This is a genomic window from Treponema sp., assembly GCF_017430385.1.
Classification (GTDB): domain Bacteria; phylum Spirochaetota; class Spirochaetia; order Treponematales; family Treponemataceae; genus Treponema_D.
Window position 1 is genome coordinate 1 of record NZ_JAFRNB010000174.1, and the last position, 18253, is coordinate 18253.

Below are 18253 nucleotides of genomic sequence, written 5' to 3' on the forward strand. Positions count from 1 at the left end.
ATAGGAGAAAAAAATGGCAATCAAAGAATTTAACGTTAAGAACGCTTATTGTAAGCGCGTTTGGGACGAGCTCAAAACTCGTTATGCTGACCAGGAGCACTTCTTGCAGGCAGCAGGTCTCGTTTTGGAGACTCTTTCACCAGTTGTTGACACAATGCCTGAGCTTGAGAACACAGCTGTTCTTGAGCGCTTCGTTGAGCCAGAGCGCATCATTATGTTCCGTGTACCTTGGACAGACGACCAGGGCAAGCCACACGTAAACCGTGGTTTCCGCGTTCAGTTCAACTCTGCAATCGGACCTTACAAAGGAGGTCTCCGATTCTCTCCAGAGGTTGGTCTTGACGTTCTTAAATTCTTGGGATTCGAGCAGGTTCTCAAAAACTCTTTGACAACTCTCCCAATGGGCGGCGGCAAAGGTGGTTCTGACTTCGACGGTCACGGAAAATCAGACGGCGAAATCATGCGTTTCTGCCAGAGCTTCATCACTGAGCTTTACCGACACATTGGTGCTGATACAGATGTTCCAGCTGGCGACAAAGGTGTAGGCGGAAAAGAAGTTGCTTACATGTTCGGTCAGTACAAGAGAATCACGAACCAGTTCACAGGCGTTCTCACAGGAAAAGGCTTGGACTTCGGCGGTTCATTGATTCGCCCGGAAGCAACTGGCTACGGTCTTATCTACTTTGCAGAATGTATGCTCAAAGCGGCTGGAACTGACTTCAAGGGCAAGACAGCAATCATCTCTGGTGACGGAAATGTCGCTCAGTACGCTTGTGAAAAAGTCACACAGTTGGGCGGAAAAGTCATCACATTGTCTGACTCAACAGGTTACATCCTCGACGAAGACGGAATAGACGCAGAAAAACTCGCCTATGTCATGGAATTCCGCGCTCGCAAAGAAAAAATCGACGCGTATGTCAAAAAATATCCAAAAGCAAAATTCTTCAAGGGCGAAAAACCATGGGGAGTTAAAGCTGACTGTGCATTCCCATGTGCAACTCAGGACGAAATCTACATGGAAGATGCAGAAAAACTCGTTGCAAACGGCGTAAAACTCGTTGCAGAGGGCGCTAACATGCCAACTCGTGCAGACGCAATCGCATTCTTGCAGTCAAAGGGTGTTCTCTTTGCTCCAGGAAAAGCTTCAAACGCTGGTGGTGTAGCAGTTTCTGGTCTCGAGATGTCTCAGAACTCAGAGCGCCTCTCATGGACTCGCGAAGAGGTTGATGCAAAACTCAAGCAGATCATGACAAACATCCACGACAACGCATATGAAACAGCCAAAAAGTACGCTCCAAGCGCAACAATCGACTACGTTTCAGGCGCAAACATCTACGGCTTCCTCAAAGTAGCAAGAGCAATGATGGCTCAAGGATTGGTCTAATCGGACTGACTGATTATGATGGCACAGGTAGGGAGCCGGTCGCGAAGCGAACAAACTCGTGAGACGAGTTTGTATTGTAGGCGAGTCTCGGCGAAGGCTGTGCCTGAGCCGTTGGTCTAATCCGAGCAAGAAAAATCCAGCGCTGAAAGTAGCAAGTGCTATGTAGGGAGCGACCCCGCTTGCGGGGGCAAAACCTGTGAGACAGGTTTTGAGCGAGTCTCCGAGCAGCTATGCTGCGAAGGCATTGGCTCAAGGATTGGTCTAAGTTAGGCTAATCTTGTGAAAGCTCGCTTCCGCTTGGAGGCGGGCTTTTCTTTTTCATAGAAGAAAATTTGCGAATTTATAAAAGGGTGGTATAATTAAAGGGAATATATCTTATCCCTTTAAGGAGCCTCTTTTATGCGAAGCATTAAATTCAAATTGATTCTTTCTACATCGGCCATGCTTCTTGCATCGCTTGTATTCGTTTCCTTTACAATCCTTTCAAAGCAAATCAAAACCCAACGGCGCAATCTTGCTGAGTCTGCGGGATATATGATGCGTGTTGTAAATGCTGAGGTTGAGAAATTCCTTGCCACTCCAAAAACGCTTCTCAGTGCGGTCGAAGGCTATGTAAAATCAACTGACAATATCGACAAACTTGCACTTGAAAACTGGATGGAGCAGACCGTAAAAACGAGCAATTCATCCGTTGCACTTCTTTATTTTACAAGTGCTGTTCCATACAAAGACGGTGGTTTGGTCGCTTTTGACATTCACTATACTCCGCCTAGCGACTGGGATCAGACGAGCCGAGGGTGGTTCATCAACGCTAAAAATGATTCTTCGCAGGCAATCGTCATGACCGATCCTTATGTTGATACTGTAACCGGAGATTTGGTCGCGACCCTTTCAAAGGCCGTTTACAAAGATGGAAAATTCATCGGCTGTGTTGGTGCGGATATCACGATGAACGAGCTTATGGGACTTGTCGAAGATTTTTCTCTTTCTGATTCAGGATTTTCTTATCTCCTTGATAAAAATGGCCTTTACATCACTCATATTGATAAAAACAGGATTTTGAGCAGCAACTTCTTTACGGAGCAAGGATTTGAAAATCTTTCTGGTTCCATAAACACTCAGGAAGGCTATGTCAATCTTGAAGCAGGACATGGCAATTATCTGTTTGGTTGTGCTCTTCCAAAAGAAACTGGTTGGCTTTTTGTAAGTACGGGTCTGGACAGCGAACTTTTCCGGGAAATCATTGCGAATCTGTTTTTCGCGCTTCTCGTAACAGTTGCATGTCTCGCCGGTGCCTTCGTAATTACGATTTTCATTGCGCGAACGCTCGTCAAGCCTATTCATCAGGTTGATGTTGCGGTCAATGGAATTGCAGAAGGAAACGCGAACCTCACGCAGAGACTTTCCGTTTCGAGCAAGGATGAAGTTGGTCATCTGGTCGGCGGATTCAATAACTTCATGGCAAAATTGCAGGATATCGTAACTGATGTTAAGAATTCAAAGGATAATCTCGGCGTAATCAAGGTTGATTTGCAGGAGAGCATTGACAGTGCGGCAAGTGCAATCACCCAAATCCTTTCAAATATCGATAGCGTTGGTGGTCAGGTCGGGCAGCAGGCTGAGTCAGTCAATCAGACTTCTGCTGCAGTTGCCGAAATTGCCGAAAACATAAACAGCCTGGAGCGAATGATTGATTCTCAGTCAAATGGTGTTTCTCAGGCAAGTGCGGCCGTCGAAGAGATGCTTGGTAATATCGCTTCGGTCAACAGCAGCGTTGATAAAATGGCAAATTCGTTCGGCTCTCTCGAAGCAAATGCCAACGAAGGAATCCAGCACCAGAAGGTTTTGAGCGAACAGGTTACACAGATTGCTGAGCAGGCAACCACATTGCAGGATGCGAACAAGGCAATTTCTGCGGTTGCAAGCCAGACAAATCTTCTTGCAATGAACGCGGCTATCGAGGCGGCTCATGCTGGCGAAGCAGGCAAAGGCTTCTCGGTTGTTGCAGACGAAATCCGAAAGCTTTCCGAGACATCAGCTGCTGAGTCAAAGAAAATCGGCGAAGAATTGCGCAAAATCAACGAGGCAATTAATTCCGTCGTAGTCACAAGCCGCGACAGTTCAGAAAGTTTTGCGGGTGTAAGTGAAAAAATTCAGCAGACGGACATGCTCGTACAGCAGATTAAGGCGGCAATGGAAGAACAGCAGGAAGGTTCAAGGCAGATTGTTGATGCGCTCAAAGTTATGAACGACAGCACGAGTGAAGTTAAAACTGCATCACATGAAATGGCGGTTGGCAATCAGACGATTCTCAAAGAAATCCATAACCTTCAGGATGCAACTCAGGTCATCAAAGACGGCATGAAGGAAATGTCAGCCGGAGCAAAAGAAATGAATGAGACGAGTGCAATTCTGTCAGAAATTTCCGGCAAAGTAGGAGACTCAATCAACCAGATTGGAGCACAAATCGATCAATTCCAGGTGTAAATAAATTAGAAATGAGAAATTAGCAATTAGAAATTGGGACGAGCCGTTAGGCAATGTCCCGAAAAATTGCTCATTGCACATTCTCATTGCTCATTATTTTTTAAGCATTTCTTCCAGGTCCCGCTGGGCATCTTCTAGGCCTTGCGGGACTGATTTTTTGTCTTCAATCATCAGCTTCATTTCGCGGCCCAAAATCGTGTAGAACTGACTCCATTCTTCCATGACAGGTCTGTAAACTCCGCCTTCAAGAGCTTTGCGGACAGCCTCGTATTGCGGGAAATCTCGTAAAATTTCCGGGGCTTTGAGGCTTGAATATCGGCACGGAACTCCGCCGTCTTTTACAGTCGCCTTTTGCACATCTTTGTCCATGAGATATTTCAAAAGTTCCGCTGCGTACTGCTTATTTTTGCTGTTCTCCGGGATTCCGATTGTCCAGATTCCATAAATGTTTGAGTTGTAGGCGGGGCGGTCACTTCGGTATCTTCCGCTCAAAGCAATGTAGTCCATTGATGAATTGCGTGTCGGCGTGTACCAGCCCGGCCAGCCGATTCCTATTGCGGCAGATTTGTTTGCTATTGCGGCAATCAAATCATCTTTTTTGGCGGCACGGCCTGTTCTTATCAAAGCTTTGTACATGTACATCGCTTCGGCAAATTCATAAGTGTTGATTGTCGGATTATTGTTCTTGTCAACGACATAAGTTCCGCGGGAAAGCAGGATCGGCAAGAAGTCAACGACAATATTGTTCGCCGTGTCGCCCCTGTACATAAATCCGAGATTGTGCCTCTTTTTTTGGAATTTGCAGATTTTTAGAATATCTTCAAGCGAATCAATTTCTTCGGGTTTGAGACCGGCTTCCTTGACCATAAGTTTGTTGTAAAGCAAGACCGTTACATTTCCGTAATACGGAGCAAGATAAACGCTTCCCTTGTGATAGCAGATTGTTTTTGTGGCAGGAATTATATCGTCATCAAGGTCGTAGCCAAGTTCCGAAAGATTTGCAAGGATTCCTTTTGAAGTGAACTCCGCCATCCACGAACCGTCAACCATGCACAAATCGTAACTGCCCTCTGTATCCTTTGCGATTCCGTCATGCAGCCCACCCTCGCTCAAATCAAGAACATCGCATCGAACATCGAATTTTTTTTCAAATTCGGGGAGACATTCTTTGATAACCTCGGAATAAGTTCCGGCACGGAGTGCAAGCGTAAGAACGGCATTTGGATTTTCGCTGCAATAATGCTTTCCGCCTTTTGAGAAACATGAGGTAAAAACAACTGATGACAATGCAATGAGAAAGCCGAAAATTCTAACTTTATAGAAGATTTTTGTGGTCATTTGCAAACTTCCTGTTTTAAATGACTACCAGCGGAAATCCCCGGACTGGTATTTTTTCATTCGTTCACGAACATCATCCATGCAAGCCGTGACCTTCTTTTTTGGAATTGAGCAGAAAATATCAACAAGTTCACTGTCCAGCTGAGTTCCTGCAACAAGCCTAAGCTCCGAAATTGCATTTTCGTAAGGAAGTGAAGGCTTGTAAGACCTGTCCATAGTGATTGCCGAATAAGTGTCCGCGAGTGCAAGAATGCGCGAAGCAAGAGGAATTTCATTGCCTTTAAGATGGTAATATCCGTTTCCATCAACTCGTTCATGGTGATATTTGACCCAATAAGTTACCGTCGTAAAGGAAGGAAGTTTTTCAAAGATTTCGACACAAATTTCCGGGTGCCGCTGGATAAGTTCCTTTTCTTTTGGAGTGAGTTTGCCCCGCTTGTCGATTATGCTTCGCGGAATGCCAAGCTTACCAATGTCAAGGAAAAGTGAAGCGTACTGCAAGTTCATCGGATTGATTTTGTGACGCTCGAAGAAAGGAAGATAATCATAAATCATCATCGTGAGGTTCTGTACATGGAGCGAATGACCATCAAGATTTTCATCGCCTGCTTCAATTACGCCAACGAGAGTTTCAAGAATTTCCATTGAACGGATGCTGATTCCTCGGAGCTGAACGAAAGTCCAGATAAGAATCAGCGTGAACACAACCGCACATGCGAAAATTGGAATCGCAAGCAGAAAGTATAATTTTTCGATTGAAAAAATAATGACAAAACTAATTATGAAAACTATCTCAAGCGCAAGAAGAATGATATTTGCAGAAAAATGCATTCCCGTATCGTTGTAGAGCGCATCGCTCCTTAGAATCAGCGAGAACAGCGTGACTAAGAAATTCACAATCATAAGGATGATTGCGGTTATAATGAGATATTCGGAACCTGTAATCGAATTCATCAAAATAAAATTGTCCATAATTAGGCTTCTCCTGAACGGCTTTCTGAACTGAAGCGAATCTGATTTTTGCCGGCTCGTTTTGATTCGTACAACGCTTCGTCCGCTCTTTTGTAGGCGTTATCAATATCCCTGTCGTTGCTCGTGATTTCCGTTACGCCAAATGAAGCGTGAATTCCGTTTAGTCCGTCAAATCGAACCGCATTTAGAGTGTCCAGCAGTTTTTGCAAAAGTTCCGTGACTTCTTGTTTGGAATTTTTGCCCCTGATGAACAAAATGAATTCGTCTCCACCAAGCCTTCCGGCATTGCTGACTTTTTCTGTTAAATCCCATTCTGAAATAGGTGTGTTTGCAAACCTTTCGAGCTGCAAGTTTTTAAGAATCGTCTTGCCGACAATCTGAATAACTTTGTCGCCCATCTGATGGCCAAGGTTGTCATTGATTTGTTTGAATCCGTCCAAGTCCAAAAGACAGAGCGTGAGATATTCTGATGGCCGAGAACGCAAAATTTCCTCGGTGATTGAGAAAAATCTTCCCCGATTTAAAAGCGATGTGAGTGCATCAAAACTGGACTTAACTTCAAGTTCCTTTTGAATTTGAAGGTCTCGCTGGTAAAGAATGAACTGTGAAACTCTGGTACGCTGGAATGTATAATGAAGACCTATGACCAAAGTCGTGACGATGACTGCATTGTAAGTGTCGCGATAGGCAATCGAAAAAGTTTTGTGCATGTACGAAGTTGCAAGAAAAACGCTTACGCCGATGATTGCCAGACAGATAATCGTGCTCATGTTGACGATGAAAGAAAGGGCCGTCAGAGACATTAAAATAAGGAACATCGTGGCCGGCATGTAAGGCTCTATGACAGATGTGATGATTCCGTAAGAATATAGAATTAGAATAGAAGAAAAAACAGCGAAATGACTGTGCTGCTCAACTGCCTTTGGAAAGGCGAACAGCCAGATTTCAAAAAGGGTACTCGCCAGCAGAAAAGAGCCGTAAAGCGGAATGCGCTCCTGATTTACTCCGAACAAGTTGAGTGCCGAGAACACAAGATAAAGCAAATTTATCAGAACAAACCATGTGTTTAAAATGCTTATATGCTTGCGGTTCGTAGACCTAATCAGCCCCAAACATTCTATATACGACTGTTTTGAGTAACCGTAATAATTGAAACTTCGTGCCGTCATGAAAAACTCCTTTTAAGAGTATTTTTTAAATTATACATGTGAAGTCCAGAATTCGCAAATAAATTCTTATACTAAAGGGGAAAGCCTTCCCCTCGCTCCAGCCTCCTCGCTTCGCTGCGGTGTCTTCCGCTACCCCTTCTTATTATTTCAAATTTATATTTATAGCTTTTCTCGATTGTTTATTATATAATGTTAATAATCATTCTTTTTTGGAGATTTTATGGAAACTACACTTCCTCGCCTTTTTAGAAAGAGAGCTTCAGAATACCCGGAACTTGCTTTTCAGATGAGCCGCTTTAAAGACGGACATTTTGAGCCTACAACTTACAAAGAAGCTTACGAGGCTGCCGTAAATTTTGCAGGCGGTCTTTTGGTTCATGGAGTTGTGCGCGAGGAGCATATTGGTCTTATTTCTGATAACCGCAAGGAATGGGAACAGAGCGACATGGGTCTGATGATGCTCGGCGCAATTGATGTTCCGCGAGGCTGTGACGCCACAATCGGTGACTTGGAATATATTCTTTCTTTTGCAGAGTGTAAGCGCATAATCGTCGAGAATTCCTCTCAGATTGCAAAGATTCTCGGCATCAAAGAAAAACTTCCGCTTGTAAACGAACTTATTGTTTTTGAGGCTCCAACCGAAAAAGATTTGGAACTAGCCAAAAATGCCGGTGTCGCACTTTATTCTTTTGATCAGATTATCGAAGAAGGCAAAAAATACAACGAAGCAAATCCTGGCAAAGTCAATGAAGAAATCGAAAAAGGCAAATGGGATGACCTGGCAACGATTATCTTCACTTCGGGCACAACCGGAAAGCCAAAGGGCGTAATGCTCTCTCACGGCAACTTCATCACTCAGCTTGATGAAGTTTGTGAGCGAATCTATTTGTATCCGGGCGACCGCGGTCTCATGGTTCTTCCTGTATGGCATGCGTATCAGAGAGCCGTTGAATATGTCGTTCTCAATCAGGGAGCAACAATCTGCTATTCGAAGCCGGTTGGTCCAATCCTGCTTTCTGACCTCAAAACACTCAATCCTCAGGTTTTGCCTGCCGTTCCACGAGTTTTCGAGGCTGTTTACGACGGAATCTGGCGCAACATGAGAAAAACAGGCGGCATTGTTTTCCGACTCTTCAAATTCTTTGTTGCAATCGCCCTTTTCCACTCAAAGCTTGACCGAGTTCTTTTTGACCGCACCACACGCTATGGCATGGACAAACGCTGGCTTCAGTGGCCTGCTTTCGTGCTTCCGTGGCTTATTTGTTACCCGATCAAATTGCTCGGCCACGCAATTATTTTCCGCAAAATCAAAAAAATGCTCGGAACAGGATTCCGTTCTGGCGTTCCTGGCGGCGGCGCACTTCCACCGCATGTCGATAAATTCTTCTGGGCTATCGGAATCAAGCTTTCGGAAGGTTACGGCCTCACCGAAACCTCACCGATTATCTCAGTCCGACCGATTGTTCGCCCTGTTCTGGGCAATGTCGGCTCTCCTGTACGTGGAGTTTCTGCACGTGTCGTTGATCCGCTCACAAGAAAGCCTCTCAAACGGGGCAAAAAAGGTGTCCTCGAAATCAAGGGCGGAACTGTCATGAAAGGCTACTACAAGCAGCCAGAGCTTACGGCAAAAGCTATCGATGAAAATGGATGGTTCGACACCGGCGACCTGGCACGGCTCACCGCAAACAATGAAATCGTACTCTGCGGCCGCATGAAGGACACCATCGTTCAGACTGGCGGTGAAAACGTGGAGCCTCTTCCAATCGAAATGAAGATGCAGGAATCACGCTTTATTCAGACAGCCGTTGTCCTTGGTCAGGACCAGCGTTATCTTGCGGCACTGGTTGTTCCTGAGCAGAGCGAAGTTGAGTCTTTCTGCAAGGAATCTGATTTGCCGTACAAAAAATATTCGGACATGGTAAAAAGTCAGGAAGTTTTGCACCTGATTGAAACCGAGGTAGCTACCAGAGTCAATGCAAAGAACGGCTTTAAATCTTACGAGCGAATCAACAAAATCGCGCTTCTTGAAAAGCCGTTTGAGGTGGGCGTGGAACTTTCTGCAAAACAGGAAATCATGCGCTACCGAATCAACGAGATTTATTCTAGTGAGATTAAAAAACTGTTTAAATAGAATTTTTAGGCAAGCGGGAGCTGTCAAAATTTGGCTGAAAATGTCAAAATTTTGACAGTATTTGACTTTTTTCAATTATAAGAATAGAATCATCTCATGAATGTTCTTTTTGGTCTTTCGGCATCCAGTGGAATTGGAATCGGCAGAGCTTTTGTAATTCCAGAAGCAGAAAAACGCGTTATTTCCTCAAAAAAGATCAAAAATGAAGAAAAGCCAAAGCAGCTGGTTCGCTTTGAACGTTCTCTTGCCAAAGTTGTCGGGCAGATTGCCGAGCAGCTTGAAATCGTAAAAGACGACAAAACTCAGTCTGAAATTTTTGAGACATACTTCCTCATGCTCAATGACCCGGAATTTTTGGGTGATGTACGGAAAACTTTTGATGAGTCAAACTTTTCTATTGAATATGTATTGAACCAGAAAACCGAGGAATATGCAGACAGACTTCGTTCCAGCGGTAACGCCTATCTTGCTGAGCGAGCCGAAGATATCTGCGATATTTTTGGGCGCGTCCTGAACGACCTCCTTGATTTTCATCCCTTTAATATCGAAAATATTCCTGATGATGTTGTTATCATTGCAAGATCAATGGCCCCGAGCGATACGGTTATTCTTTCAAAAAGAAGGATTGCAGGTATTGCGCTTACTGACGGTGGCGTTTCTTCTCATGTGGGAATCCTTGCACGAAACTATGGAATCCCTGCTGTTTTTGACATTGAAAGCATCCTTGATGAGATTGCCCCTGACTCGCTTGTTATTGTTGACGGTGATGCCGGTGAAATAATTGAAGATCCGGATGAAAAAACTCTCGAAGATTATCAGAAAAAAATCGAGATTGCAAAGGAGCATGAAAAACGGCTCAAAAAATTCCGTGATATTCCTGCAAAAACAAAGGATGGTGAGCTTTTCCATCTTATGGCAAATATCGGTACAGTTGATGAAGCCCGTGTTGCCATGCACGAAGGAGCTGACGGGATCGGTCTTTTCCGAACGGAATTCCTTTTCATGAGCGAAGTTAACAACAATATGGGGTCGGCTCACTCAAAAATTGCCGCATTCAGCGAAGAAAATCAGTTCATCGCTTACAAAACTGTTCTTGAAACCATGAAGGGCAAGCCTGTCACTATCCGCACCCTTGATGCTGGTGGCGATAAAATCATTTCAGCCCTGGACATCACTCATTCCACAAGCGAAGAAAAAAATCCTCTCATGGGATTGCGCGCTATCCGCCTCACTCTGGCAAATCCTCAGCTTCTGCGCACTCAGTTCCGTGCCTTGTACCGTGCAAGCGTTTTTGGCAACCTTAAAATCATGCTTCCGCTTATTACAAGTGTTGAGCAGGTAGAAGAAGCGCTTGCTATTGCCGCTAAAGTTCGTGACGAGTTGCGGGTAGAGAATATTCCTTTCAATCCTGCCGTTCCAATCGGAATCATGATTGAGACTGCCGCAGCCGCAATGATTTCAGATTGTCTGGCAAATGTCAGCGATTTCTTCTCAATCGGTACAAATGACCTCACCCAATACACTATTGGCGTTGATCGTGAAAATTCCCTCGTCGCTCCACTTTACGATGAATTCCATCTTGCTGTTCTGAGGCTTCTGGACAAAACAATTTCCGAAGCAAACAAAGCCGGAATCAGCGTTTCAGTTTGTGGTGAAATGGCGAGCCGAGCCGAAAGCGTCATGGTTCTGGCCGGAATGGGCGTGCGCACTTTGAGTATGAGTCCCAAATTAATCACAAAAATCAAGGAACTTCTTTCAAAAATCAGCATGGAAGAGCTAAAATCCATTTCCTCAAAAAGAATAAATAGTTTATAATAGGGGCATGGCAAAAGCAAAACGAAAACCAGATTTCTCAAAACCAAAACCTCAGAAGAAGAGCGAAAATCTTGAGCAGGAACTTGACTCTCAGAATATCGACACAGAAAATCAGACCGATTCAGATGACTGGGATTTAGATGATGCGAGCAATAATATAGAAGATTCTGATTATGCAGAATACAAAGCCCAGGCTGAAAAAGAAGGTTACGACACTTCAAAATATTATGTGAATCTTCCTTTGGTAGTGATTGCTGGCCGTCCGAATGTTGGAAAATCAACTCTCTTTAACAGATTCATGCACCGTCGTTTGGCAATCGTTGACCCGACTCCTGGTGTTACGCGCGACCCTGTTGAGGCAACGGCATTCATCATGGGAAAACCTGTCCGTCTTGTTGATACTGGCGGTTACAAGCTTGACCGTGACCCGACAAGCCGTGAGTCCGAAATGGATGAACTTGTCGTCCAGAAGACACTCGCGACAATCAAACAGGCTGACAAAATTCTTCTCCTCCTTGAAGCAGGTGTAATCACTGGCGAGGACGAAGAATTTATTCATCTTTTGCGCCCATATTGGGACAAACTCATTGTTGCGGTCAACAAATGCGAAGGTGGCAAAGACGAAAGCGTTTCATGGAACTATCTTCAGTACGGATTCAAGGAATTGCTTTTTGTTTCGGCAGACCACGGCGACCACATCACAGACCTTGCAAAAAAAATCACAAGCAATCTTGATTTCTCAAAAGTCGAGGAAGGTGAAAAGCCAGAGGACCCAATCCGAATCGCAATTCTTGGAAAGCCGAACACTGGCAAGTCCACTCTTTCAAACCGTCTTACTCATTCCGAAAAGTCAATCGTCTCGGACTATGCAGGAACCACGCGCGATGTAGTTGAAGGCAAATTCCAGTATGCAGGCCGAAATTTCGAGATTATGGACACTGCCGGAATCCGTCGCAAAAAGAAAGTCCACGAAAATGTCGAATATTATTCAGTCAACCGTGCAATCAAAACCCTGGACAAGTGCGATGTCGTCTTCCTCATGATTGATGCTCAGGAAGGCCTTGCCGATCAGGACAAAAAAATCTGTTCTCTGGCGTATGAGCGGGGCAGGGGAATCATCCTTGTTCTCAATAAATGGGACACTCAGGACCAGAGCCGAAAAACTCTCCGCGATACAGTTGACTATATCAAGACCATGTTCGGTCACATGAACTGGGCACCAATTCTGCCTCTTTCTGCCCTCAACGGCGAGGGCATCAAGGATTTGCTCAACAAGGCGATTGAGCTTTACGGTCAGCTTACTCGCAAAGTGGACACTTCCGCACTCAACAAAGCTCTTGCGGACTGGCTTTTCCATTATCCGCCTCCAGCAAGCAAGGCAATCCACTTCAAAATCCGCTACATGACTCAGACGAGCACAAATCCGGTCTCATTCCGCATTTTCTGCACAAGCCCGGACAATGTTCCAGAAAGCTATGTCACATATCTCAAAAACTCAATCCGAAAAGACCTTGGCTTCGATCAAATCCCTGTCGAGCTTAACATGAAGCCAAGCCGAAAGAGGTGGGAAAACCGCTTTGATAGTGAAGGTGAATCTTGACATATTCCATTGGAGAAGTTGAAGAACTCTCTGGTATCAAGCAAAATGTTCTCCGTTACTGGGAAACTGTGATTCCTGGATTTGCACCTCGCAAAGACTTGGGGGGCAGGCGCGTGTACACTGAGCGTGATTTTGAAATCGTTCTCCGGCTCAAATATTTGATTTACGATCGAAAATTCACGATAGAGGGCGCGCGGAACGAAATCTTGCGCGAGGCCCAGGCCTACGAAAACAACGCCGAGGCAATGAGCGCAATCCGTGAGTTGAGAACCGAGCTGACACAGCTTTATTTTGATATAAAAGGAGCCAGAAATGAACGAAAATAAACCTGCAAATCGAGCCAGAAGCCATGCGCACAGAATCGAAAAACGGGATAATTCAAGGGCAAAAGCGGCTTCAATCAGGCGGGAAATGTTCGCGGAAGCCGCAATTCCTGCTGAAAGCAAAAAAATAATTGAAAATTTTGATGAAATCGTTGGGCGGGCAAGAAATTTGAGCGGCAAGCAAAAAGTTTCGCTTTATGGGGCAATCAAAAATCTTTCTCATCAGCTCACTGACGACAGAAATTCACGACGATTGGGCTACATGAATGAAGCCGGATATATCAGCGCGTACATCAGCTATTTTATGTGGTGGAATCTAGTGCGAATGACGCGTCTTTTTGCGAATCTGCCCAAAAAAGCATTCGCGCCTCTTTTAAATCCGGAAAATCCTGTCGCGATTGATGTCGGAAGCGGAACTCTCACCGTTGTCTCGGCTCTTTGGCTTGCTCGGCCGGAACTTCGCAGCAAAAAAATTACATGGTATTGTATGGATTTGAGCCAGAGTGCGCTTTCGGCTGGCGAGGATTTGTATCTTTCGATTGCAGCAAAAACGCTTCGGGAAACAGGAGGGGAAAGCCTTCCCCTCGCTACAACCGCTAACGCGTTTTCCGCTACCCCTTCTGCGGGAGTACCCGCAACGCCCCAAACTGAGCCATGGAAAATTGTCCGCGTAAAAGGAGCGTTCGGAACATCAATCAAAGAAAAAGCTGATTTCGTTTCTTGTGCGAATGTTTTTAACGAGATTATTCAGAACAACGAAATGCCGACTGATTTTCTTGCAAAAAAATACACGAACGACATTCTTTCTTATCTCAAAAATGAGGATTCATCAGTTTTGCTCGTGGAGCCGGGCGACCCACATTCAGCAAGATTTATTTCACTTATGCGTGATGCGCTTATCCGCAGGGATTATGAGCCTGTCGCGCCTTGTCCTCATTCACAAACATGTCCGATGGCAGGAAGAACCAACGGAAAGACAACGAATGTTTACGGCAAAAATGCAAAGTGGTGTAATTTTGCTTTTGATGCAGAATCGGCACCAGCAAAACTTCTGAAACTCTCGGAGAAAGCAGGGCTGGCAAAGGAAAGGGCAAGTTTGAGCTTTGTGATTTCAAAAAAATCTGCGGACTCAGCAAAAACCACAAAAAATCAGCCGGGCGAAAAAACATTCATCAGAATTGCATCGGATTTTATTCGCCTGCCAGAGATTCACAAATCGGGCTATTATGCTTGCAGCGAATTCGGAATGCTTCTTGCAATCGATGAAAGTCATATTCAGCCAAAAAATGGTGAGCTCTTGCAGATAAAAACACCTGAGAATTTGACCGAGCGGGATAAAAAATCCGGCGCAATAATCATCAGAATGTAAAAAGGAAATAGGAGAGTTTTATGGCAAAGAAAAAGGCAGAAAAAACGACAAAAATCAGAAAAAATACCACTGCGCAAAATGTCGCTCCTCAGAAAACCGAGTGGTTTGAAAAAGAAGATTTCTGGAACAATTACGGGCCGATTATGTTCGATGCGGCACGCTGGGCAGAAGCACCAACCGTGGCCGATAGTGTTTGTAAAATTGCAGGCCTGGGCAAAGGCGCAAAAATTCTGGATGCAGGTTGCGGACCAGGAAGAATTGCCGTGGAACTTGCAAGCCGTGGCTTAGAGGTGACAGGCGTTGATTTGATTCAGAGCGAGCTTGATGCGGCGGCCGAGACAGCAGGTGCCGAGGGCGTAGACTTGGAGCTTATCAAGGCTGACTTGCGCACATTCAGAAGCGAAAAAAAGTTTGACTGCGCAATCAATTTGTACACATCGTTCGGATATTGTGACACAATCGAAGAAGATGTGCAGATTTTGAAGTCGATTTATGATTCTGTGCGAGAAGGTGGATTTTTTATCCTTGAGAACATCAGCCGCGAAATTGCGGTCAAGGACTTTACAGAGGGCGAATGGTTTGAGCGGGCAGGAAAAACCGTGCTCACCGATTTCAGCGTTGTTGGCGCATGGGAAGGTCTTCGCTCACGCTGGATTTTAATCGACAACGAAACAGGCGAGCGGATTGAGCACGAATTTATCCAGCGGCTTTATTCTGCAATCGAGTTAAAGCGCGTGATGATAGGAATCGGATTCAAATCCGTAGAAATTTACGGCGACTTTGACTTCAGCCCATACAATCAGAACGCCCGCACGATGGTGATTGTGGCAAGGAAGTAGGGGCATCCATGCGGCACTTTAGCGTAGTGAGATGTATTGGAGCAATTTCTGTTTATGCTGATTCTACGATTTCCCTTATAGCCGTCTGAAGTTTTTCTATCATTTTTTCTTTTTTCTCTTTGTCATTTGTTTCGGAATAAGAATCTGTTTCCGTCATAAAAAGCATGTGTGGCTGAATGTTTATCGCTTCTGAAAATCTCTGAATCATTTCCACTGAAGGAAATTTTTTGCCAATCTCAATTTCTCCGATATAACTTGTCGAAGTTCCGCACAATTCCGCGAGTTTCAGCTGCGACAAGTTTCTCTCTTTACGATATTTCTTTAAATTAGCGATAAATACAGACCTCAAATCCATAGGGATATGCTATCAGCATATAAAATAATTTGACAATTCGTTGTTAGCACATTTAAATTGACCTTAAATTGTATTGAAAATGTGCTAAGAGCGTATTATTTTCACATTCAAGGAGGTTTGTCTTATGCGCAGAATTAGAGTTTTTTATAAAGTTATCGTTGGATATTTATTGGGCAGCTTGATTTTTACAGGCTTGGCTTCATGCAAGAATCAAGTTGACACCGAATATGTTGACCGCGTGGTTGAAAAGGAAAAAATCGTCGAAGTGGAAAAGCCCGCGACGGACACGACAGGCAAAGACACGACTCCACCCGCGAATGTCACAGAACTTGCGGCCTTGAACCGGGGCGGGGCGATTCAGCTTGTCTGGACAGATGCGGCTGACAGTGACACTTACGGATACGAAGTTTCTTACGGCGAAAAGGCTTTCGCGGTGATTTTGCAGGGACGAGGAAGCTGCTATGTAAGCGACCTTGTGAACGGAACAGAATACACCTTCACTGTAAAATCCGTGGACAAAAGCGGAAACAAAAGTGAGGGCGTGAGCGTGAGTGCGACACCGACCGCAGGCTATCTTTCAATTACTCTTTCCGTGCCGAGCGACCCAGCCGACGGAACCCCGGTATTGAGCAACACAAGCGCAGATGTAAATGTCTCGTTCGGAACTCTTTCATCTATAACAAAAGCCGTATGGAAAGCCGGGCAGAAAGGAATCGGCGTAAAACCAAACGAACTTCTTTCTGATACTACAGCAACCGCCCTAACCGTAAGTAGCAACTCCGCAACTTTCACAGTCACCGACAGTGGATTTTACGATGTAGTTGCAAGAGACAGCGACGGACACACAGCATGGGAGCAAGTCGAGGTAAAGACGATTGACAAGACGGCTCCGGGTGAAGTGACTGGACTTAACATTGTAAAGAGTGATGACGGAGCGAATATGACTGTCTCTTGGACTGATCCAACAAGCACCGGAAGTACTTACGATAGCCCTTTTAGCCACATAAAGATTACATACTCTCTGAACGGTACTGGAACCGAGCAGATTGCAGCAGCGAGCGTTTCGGCTGGAACACGAACTTCGACTTTTGCAGTTCCTACAGGTACGAGCAGCGACAATGACTATTTCTTGTTCAAAGTTATGACGGTTGATGCTCTCGGAAACATAAGCAACGGCACAACATGGAAATTCTACCCGAACGGAATTTTTGTAAAACCGTCACAACTCGAAAGTACAATCCGCGGTCTCACGAATTCTGCAAAGATTACTGTGACGGCAGAAGAGAATTTCACACAAAGTCAAGCAAAAGCATCTGCTTCTGCTATGAAAAATATATATGATAATGACAACACTATTCGTATTGACCTTGACTTATCATTTATAATTGGATTAACAGAATTTTCTTCATATCAACAAGAATGGTTTTATCAAGCTAAATCTTTACGAAGCATAGTTTTACCAAAAAACAGCTCTTTTACAGCTCTCAGAAACTCTGAGCCCACCTATTCAAGAGGAGTGTTTTACAGTTGCTCTAACCTTAGCTCAATAGTCATCCCCGTGAATATAATTGAAATTGGAAATTATACATTCTACGAATGCTTTTCCTTATCTACAATAATTTATGAAGGTACTATGGAACAATGGAATCAGATTGATAAGGAAAAAAATGGAGAGACAGCATTCCTGCAACAAAAGTCATCTGTAGTGATGGTGAAGTTACTTTGAGCAGATACTAGTTTTCGTAGAGAGTTTATCAATTTAAGCAATTCACCCGCGTATGCGGGGAAAAAAATAAAATGAAAACCTATGGAGGTGTTTTATGGCTATTGTTAAAAATCTTGTTTTCACAAACAACGGAACTTGCGTTCATTCTGCTCATACTCTTCGAGAAGATAGTCTACTGAAAGCTTATCTGAATGAAAACATTGGTTCGAAATCATTTAAAAATGATTCAACTCTTGAATGTGCATTATTTTCTTCAAATACAAAAATTATTTTTGATTCAGCATTTGAAAACTGTAGAAATTTACAGATTGCAGAATATGAAGAAGTTGAAGAATTAAAAAAAGAAGTCAAGGATCAAGACGGAAATGTGGTAAAAAAAGCTGAGACTGCTGCCGATTTACCAATTTTGGGAAATGATGTAAAGGGGGTCATAAATCTTTCATCTTCGGAAAATGAAATTACTGTTCAACACCAAGGTTTTAAGGATTGTAGTAAACTTCATACTATTGTGTTTCCAAAAAATTGTAATGTTGTTATTGAAAAAGAAGCGTTTTTAGGATGTACGGAACTTCGTACAGTTGTGCTTTGGAAAGGTGATGCAGATATTGATGATGGGGCTTTCATTGGCTGTGATACAGATAAGCTTGTTTTCGTGACAAATTCCGAAGAACTAGACTGTGATGTCATAAAGTTTGCTCGGGAACATGGTTTCCGATATGTTATTGCAGACAATTGCAGATGAGGG

General features: G+C 44.2%; 14 protein-coding genes. 10 read left to right on the forward strand and 4 right to left on the reverse strand.

The features are described 5' to 3' along the window. The first annotated feature begins 13 nt into the window (after positions 1–13). Together gdhA and IJJ71_RS13485 are read left to right on the forward strand one after the other, a co-directional pair. Entirely contained in the window at positions 14–1384 is a 1371-nt protein-coding gene (gene gdhA, locus IJJ71_RS13480; RefSeq protein WP_296847753.1) for an NADP-specific glutamate dehydrogenase, read from the forward strand. A gap of 399 nt (positions 1385–1783) precedes the next feature. Continuing rightward, positions 1784–3871: a methyl-accepting chemotaxis protein gene (locus tag IJJ71_RS13485; protein WP_296847755.1), complete on the forward strand. Its 2088-nt coding sequence runs from the start codon at positions 1784–1786 to the stop codon at positions 3869–3871. 93 nt (positions 3872–3964) lie between these two features. On the opposite strand, the gene IJJ71_RS13490 is transcribed toward IJJ71_RS13485, so the two are convergent. The 3 genes from IJJ71_RS13490 to IJJ71_RS13500 are packed head-to-tail and all read right to left on the reverse strand — an operon-like array spanning position 3965 to position 7350. After that, positions 3965–5209, reverse strand: a complete 1245-nt coding sequence (locus IJJ71_RS13490) for an extracellular solute-binding protein (protein WP_296847757.1) — start codon at positions 5207–5209, stop codon at positions 3965–3967. A gap of 24 nt (positions 5210–5233) precedes the next feature. Beyond that, entirely contained in the window at positions 5234–6181 is a 948-nt protein-coding gene (locus IJJ71_RS13495) for an HD-GYP domain-containing protein (protein ID WP_296847758.1), read from the reverse strand. A gap of 2 nt (positions 6182–6183) precedes the next feature. Beyond that, positions 6184–7350 carry a GGDEF domain-containing protein gene (locus IJJ71_RS13500; protein WP_296847759.1) on the reverse strand — a complete coding sequence of 389 codons (1167 nt, stop codon included), beginning with the start codon at positions 7348–7350 and terminating at the stop codon, positions 6184–6186. Between the two features lie 220 nt (positions 7351–7570). Between IJJ71_RS13500 and IJJ71_RS13505 the strand changes: the two genes are divergently transcribed. The 6 genes from IJJ71_RS13505 (at position 7571) to IJJ71_RS13530 (ending at position 15427) form a co-directional block, all read left to right on the forward strand. Further along, positions 7571–9481 (forward strand): AMP-dependent synthetase/ligase, encoded by a 1911-nt coding sequence (locus tag IJJ71_RS13505; protein WP_296847760.1) that lies wholly within the window; start codon positions 7571–7573, stop codon positions 9479–9481. Positions 9482–9577: 96 nt separating this feature from the next. Then, complete coding sequence (gene ptsP / locus IJJ71_RS13510; RefSeq protein WP_296847762.1) at positions 9578–11296, forward strand: phosphoenolpyruvate--protein phosphotransferase; 1719 nt, start codon at positions 9578–9580, stop codon at positions 11294–11296. A gap of 7 nt (positions 11297–11303) precedes the next feature. After that, positions 11304–12896, forward strand: a complete 1593-nt coding sequence (gene der, locus IJJ71_RS13515) for a ribosome biogenesis GTPase Der (RefSeq protein ID WP_296847764.1) — start codon at positions 11304–11306, stop codon at positions 12894–12896. Next, positions 12893–13222, forward strand: a complete 330-nt coding sequence (locus IJJ71_RS13520; RefSeq protein WP_296847765.1) for a MerR family transcriptional regulator — start codon at positions 12893–12895, stop codon at positions 13220–13222. The genes der and IJJ71_RS13520 overlap by 4 nt, the downstream gene beginning before the upstream one ends. Then, positions 13209–14588 (forward strand): small ribosomal subunit Rsm22 family protein, encoded by a 1380-nt coding sequence (locus tag IJJ71_RS13525; protein WP_296847767.1) that lies wholly within the window; start codon positions 13209–13211, stop codon positions 14586–14588. Before IJJ71_RS13520 ends, IJJ71_RS13525 begins: the two co-directional genes overlap by 14 nt. 143 nt (positions 14589–14731) lie before the next feature. Further along, positions 14732–15427 carry a class I SAM-dependent methyltransferase gene (locus IJJ71_RS13530; protein WP_296847795.1) on the forward strand — a complete coding sequence of 232 codons (696 nt, stop codon included), beginning with the start codon at positions 14732–14734 and terminating at the stop codon, positions 15425–15427. A gap of 52 nt (positions 15428–15479) precedes the next feature. Here the strand turns inward: IJJ71_RS13530 and IJJ71_RS13535 are convergent, their stop codons facing one another. After that, positions 15480–15782 (reverse strand): helix-turn-helix domain-containing protein, encoded by a 303-nt coding sequence (locus IJJ71_RS13535; RefSeq protein WP_296847769.1) that lies wholly within the window; start codon positions 15780–15782, stop codon positions 15480–15482. A gap of 124 nt (positions 15783–15906) precedes the next feature. Here IJJ71_RS13535 and IJJ71_RS13540 point away from each other — a divergent pair, with 124 nt between their 5' ends. Both IJJ71_RS13540 and IJJ71_RS13545 read left to right on the forward strand, forming a co-directional pair. Continuing rightward, the gene (locus tag IJJ71_RS13540; RefSeq protein WP_296847771.1) at positions 15907–17508 is read left to right on the forward strand and encodes a leucine-rich repeat protein; all 1602 of its coding nucleotides are present in this window, start codon (positions 15907–15909) and stop codon (positions 17506–17508) included. 94 nt (positions 17509–17602) lie between these two features. Then, a complete protein-coding gene (locus IJJ71_RS13545) occupies positions 17603–18250 on the forward strand; it encodes a leucine-rich repeat protein (protein WP_296847773.1) in 648 nt (215 codons plus the stop codon). Positions 18251–18253: the final 3 nt, after the last annotated feature.

Coding starts and splice junctions, on each gene's coding strand:
- IJJ71_RS13530 (WP_296847795.1), top strand. CDS start 14,732: ATGTTCGATGCGGCACGCTGGGCAGAAGCACCAACCGTGGCCGATAGT.
- IJJ71_RS13540 (WP_296847771.1), top strand. CDS start 15,907: ATGCGCAGAATTAGAGTTTTTTATAAAGTTATCGTTGGATATTTATTG.
- IJJ71_RS13495 (WP_296847758.1), bottom strand. CDS start 6,181: ATGGACAATTTTATTTTGATGAATTCGATTACAGGTTCCGAATATCTC.
- IJJ71_RS13490 (WP_296847757.1), bottom strand. CDS start 5,209: ATGACCACAAAAATCTTCTATAAAGTTAGAATTTTCGGCTTTCTCATT.
- gdhA (WP_296847753.1), top strand. CDS start 14: ATGGCAATCAAAGAATTTAACGTTAAGAACGCTTATTGTAAGCGCGTT.
- IJJ71_RS13485 (WP_296847755.1), top strand. CDS start 1,784: ATGCGAAGCATTAAATTCAAATTGATTCTTTCTACATCGGCCATGCTT.
- IJJ71_RS13545 (WP_296847773.1), top strand. CDS start 17,603: ATGGCTATTGTTAAAAATCTTGTTTTCACAAACAACGGAACTTGCGTT.
- IJJ71_RS13500 (WP_296847759.1), bottom strand. CDS start 7,350: ATGACGGCACGAAGTTTCAATTATTACGGTTACTCAAAACAGTCGTAT.
- IJJ71_RS13505 (WP_296847760.1), top strand. CDS start 7,571: ATGGAAACTACACTTCCTCGCCTTTTTAGAAAGAGAGCTTCAGAATAC.
- IJJ71_RS13535 (WP_296847769.1), bottom strand. CDS start 15,782: ATGGATTTGAGGTCTGTATTTATCGCTAATTTAAAGAAATATCGTAAA.
- der (WP_296847764.1), top strand. CDS start 11,304: ATGGCAAAAGCAAAACGAAAACCAGATTTCTCAAAACCAAAACCTCAG.
- ptsP (WP_296847762.1), top strand. CDS start 9,578: ATGAATGTTCTTTTTGGTCTTTCGGCATCCAGTGGAATTGGAATCGGC.
- IJJ71_RS13525 (WP_296847767.1), top strand. CDS start 13,209: ATGAACGAAAATAAACCTGCAAATCGAGCCAGAAGCCATGCGCACAGA.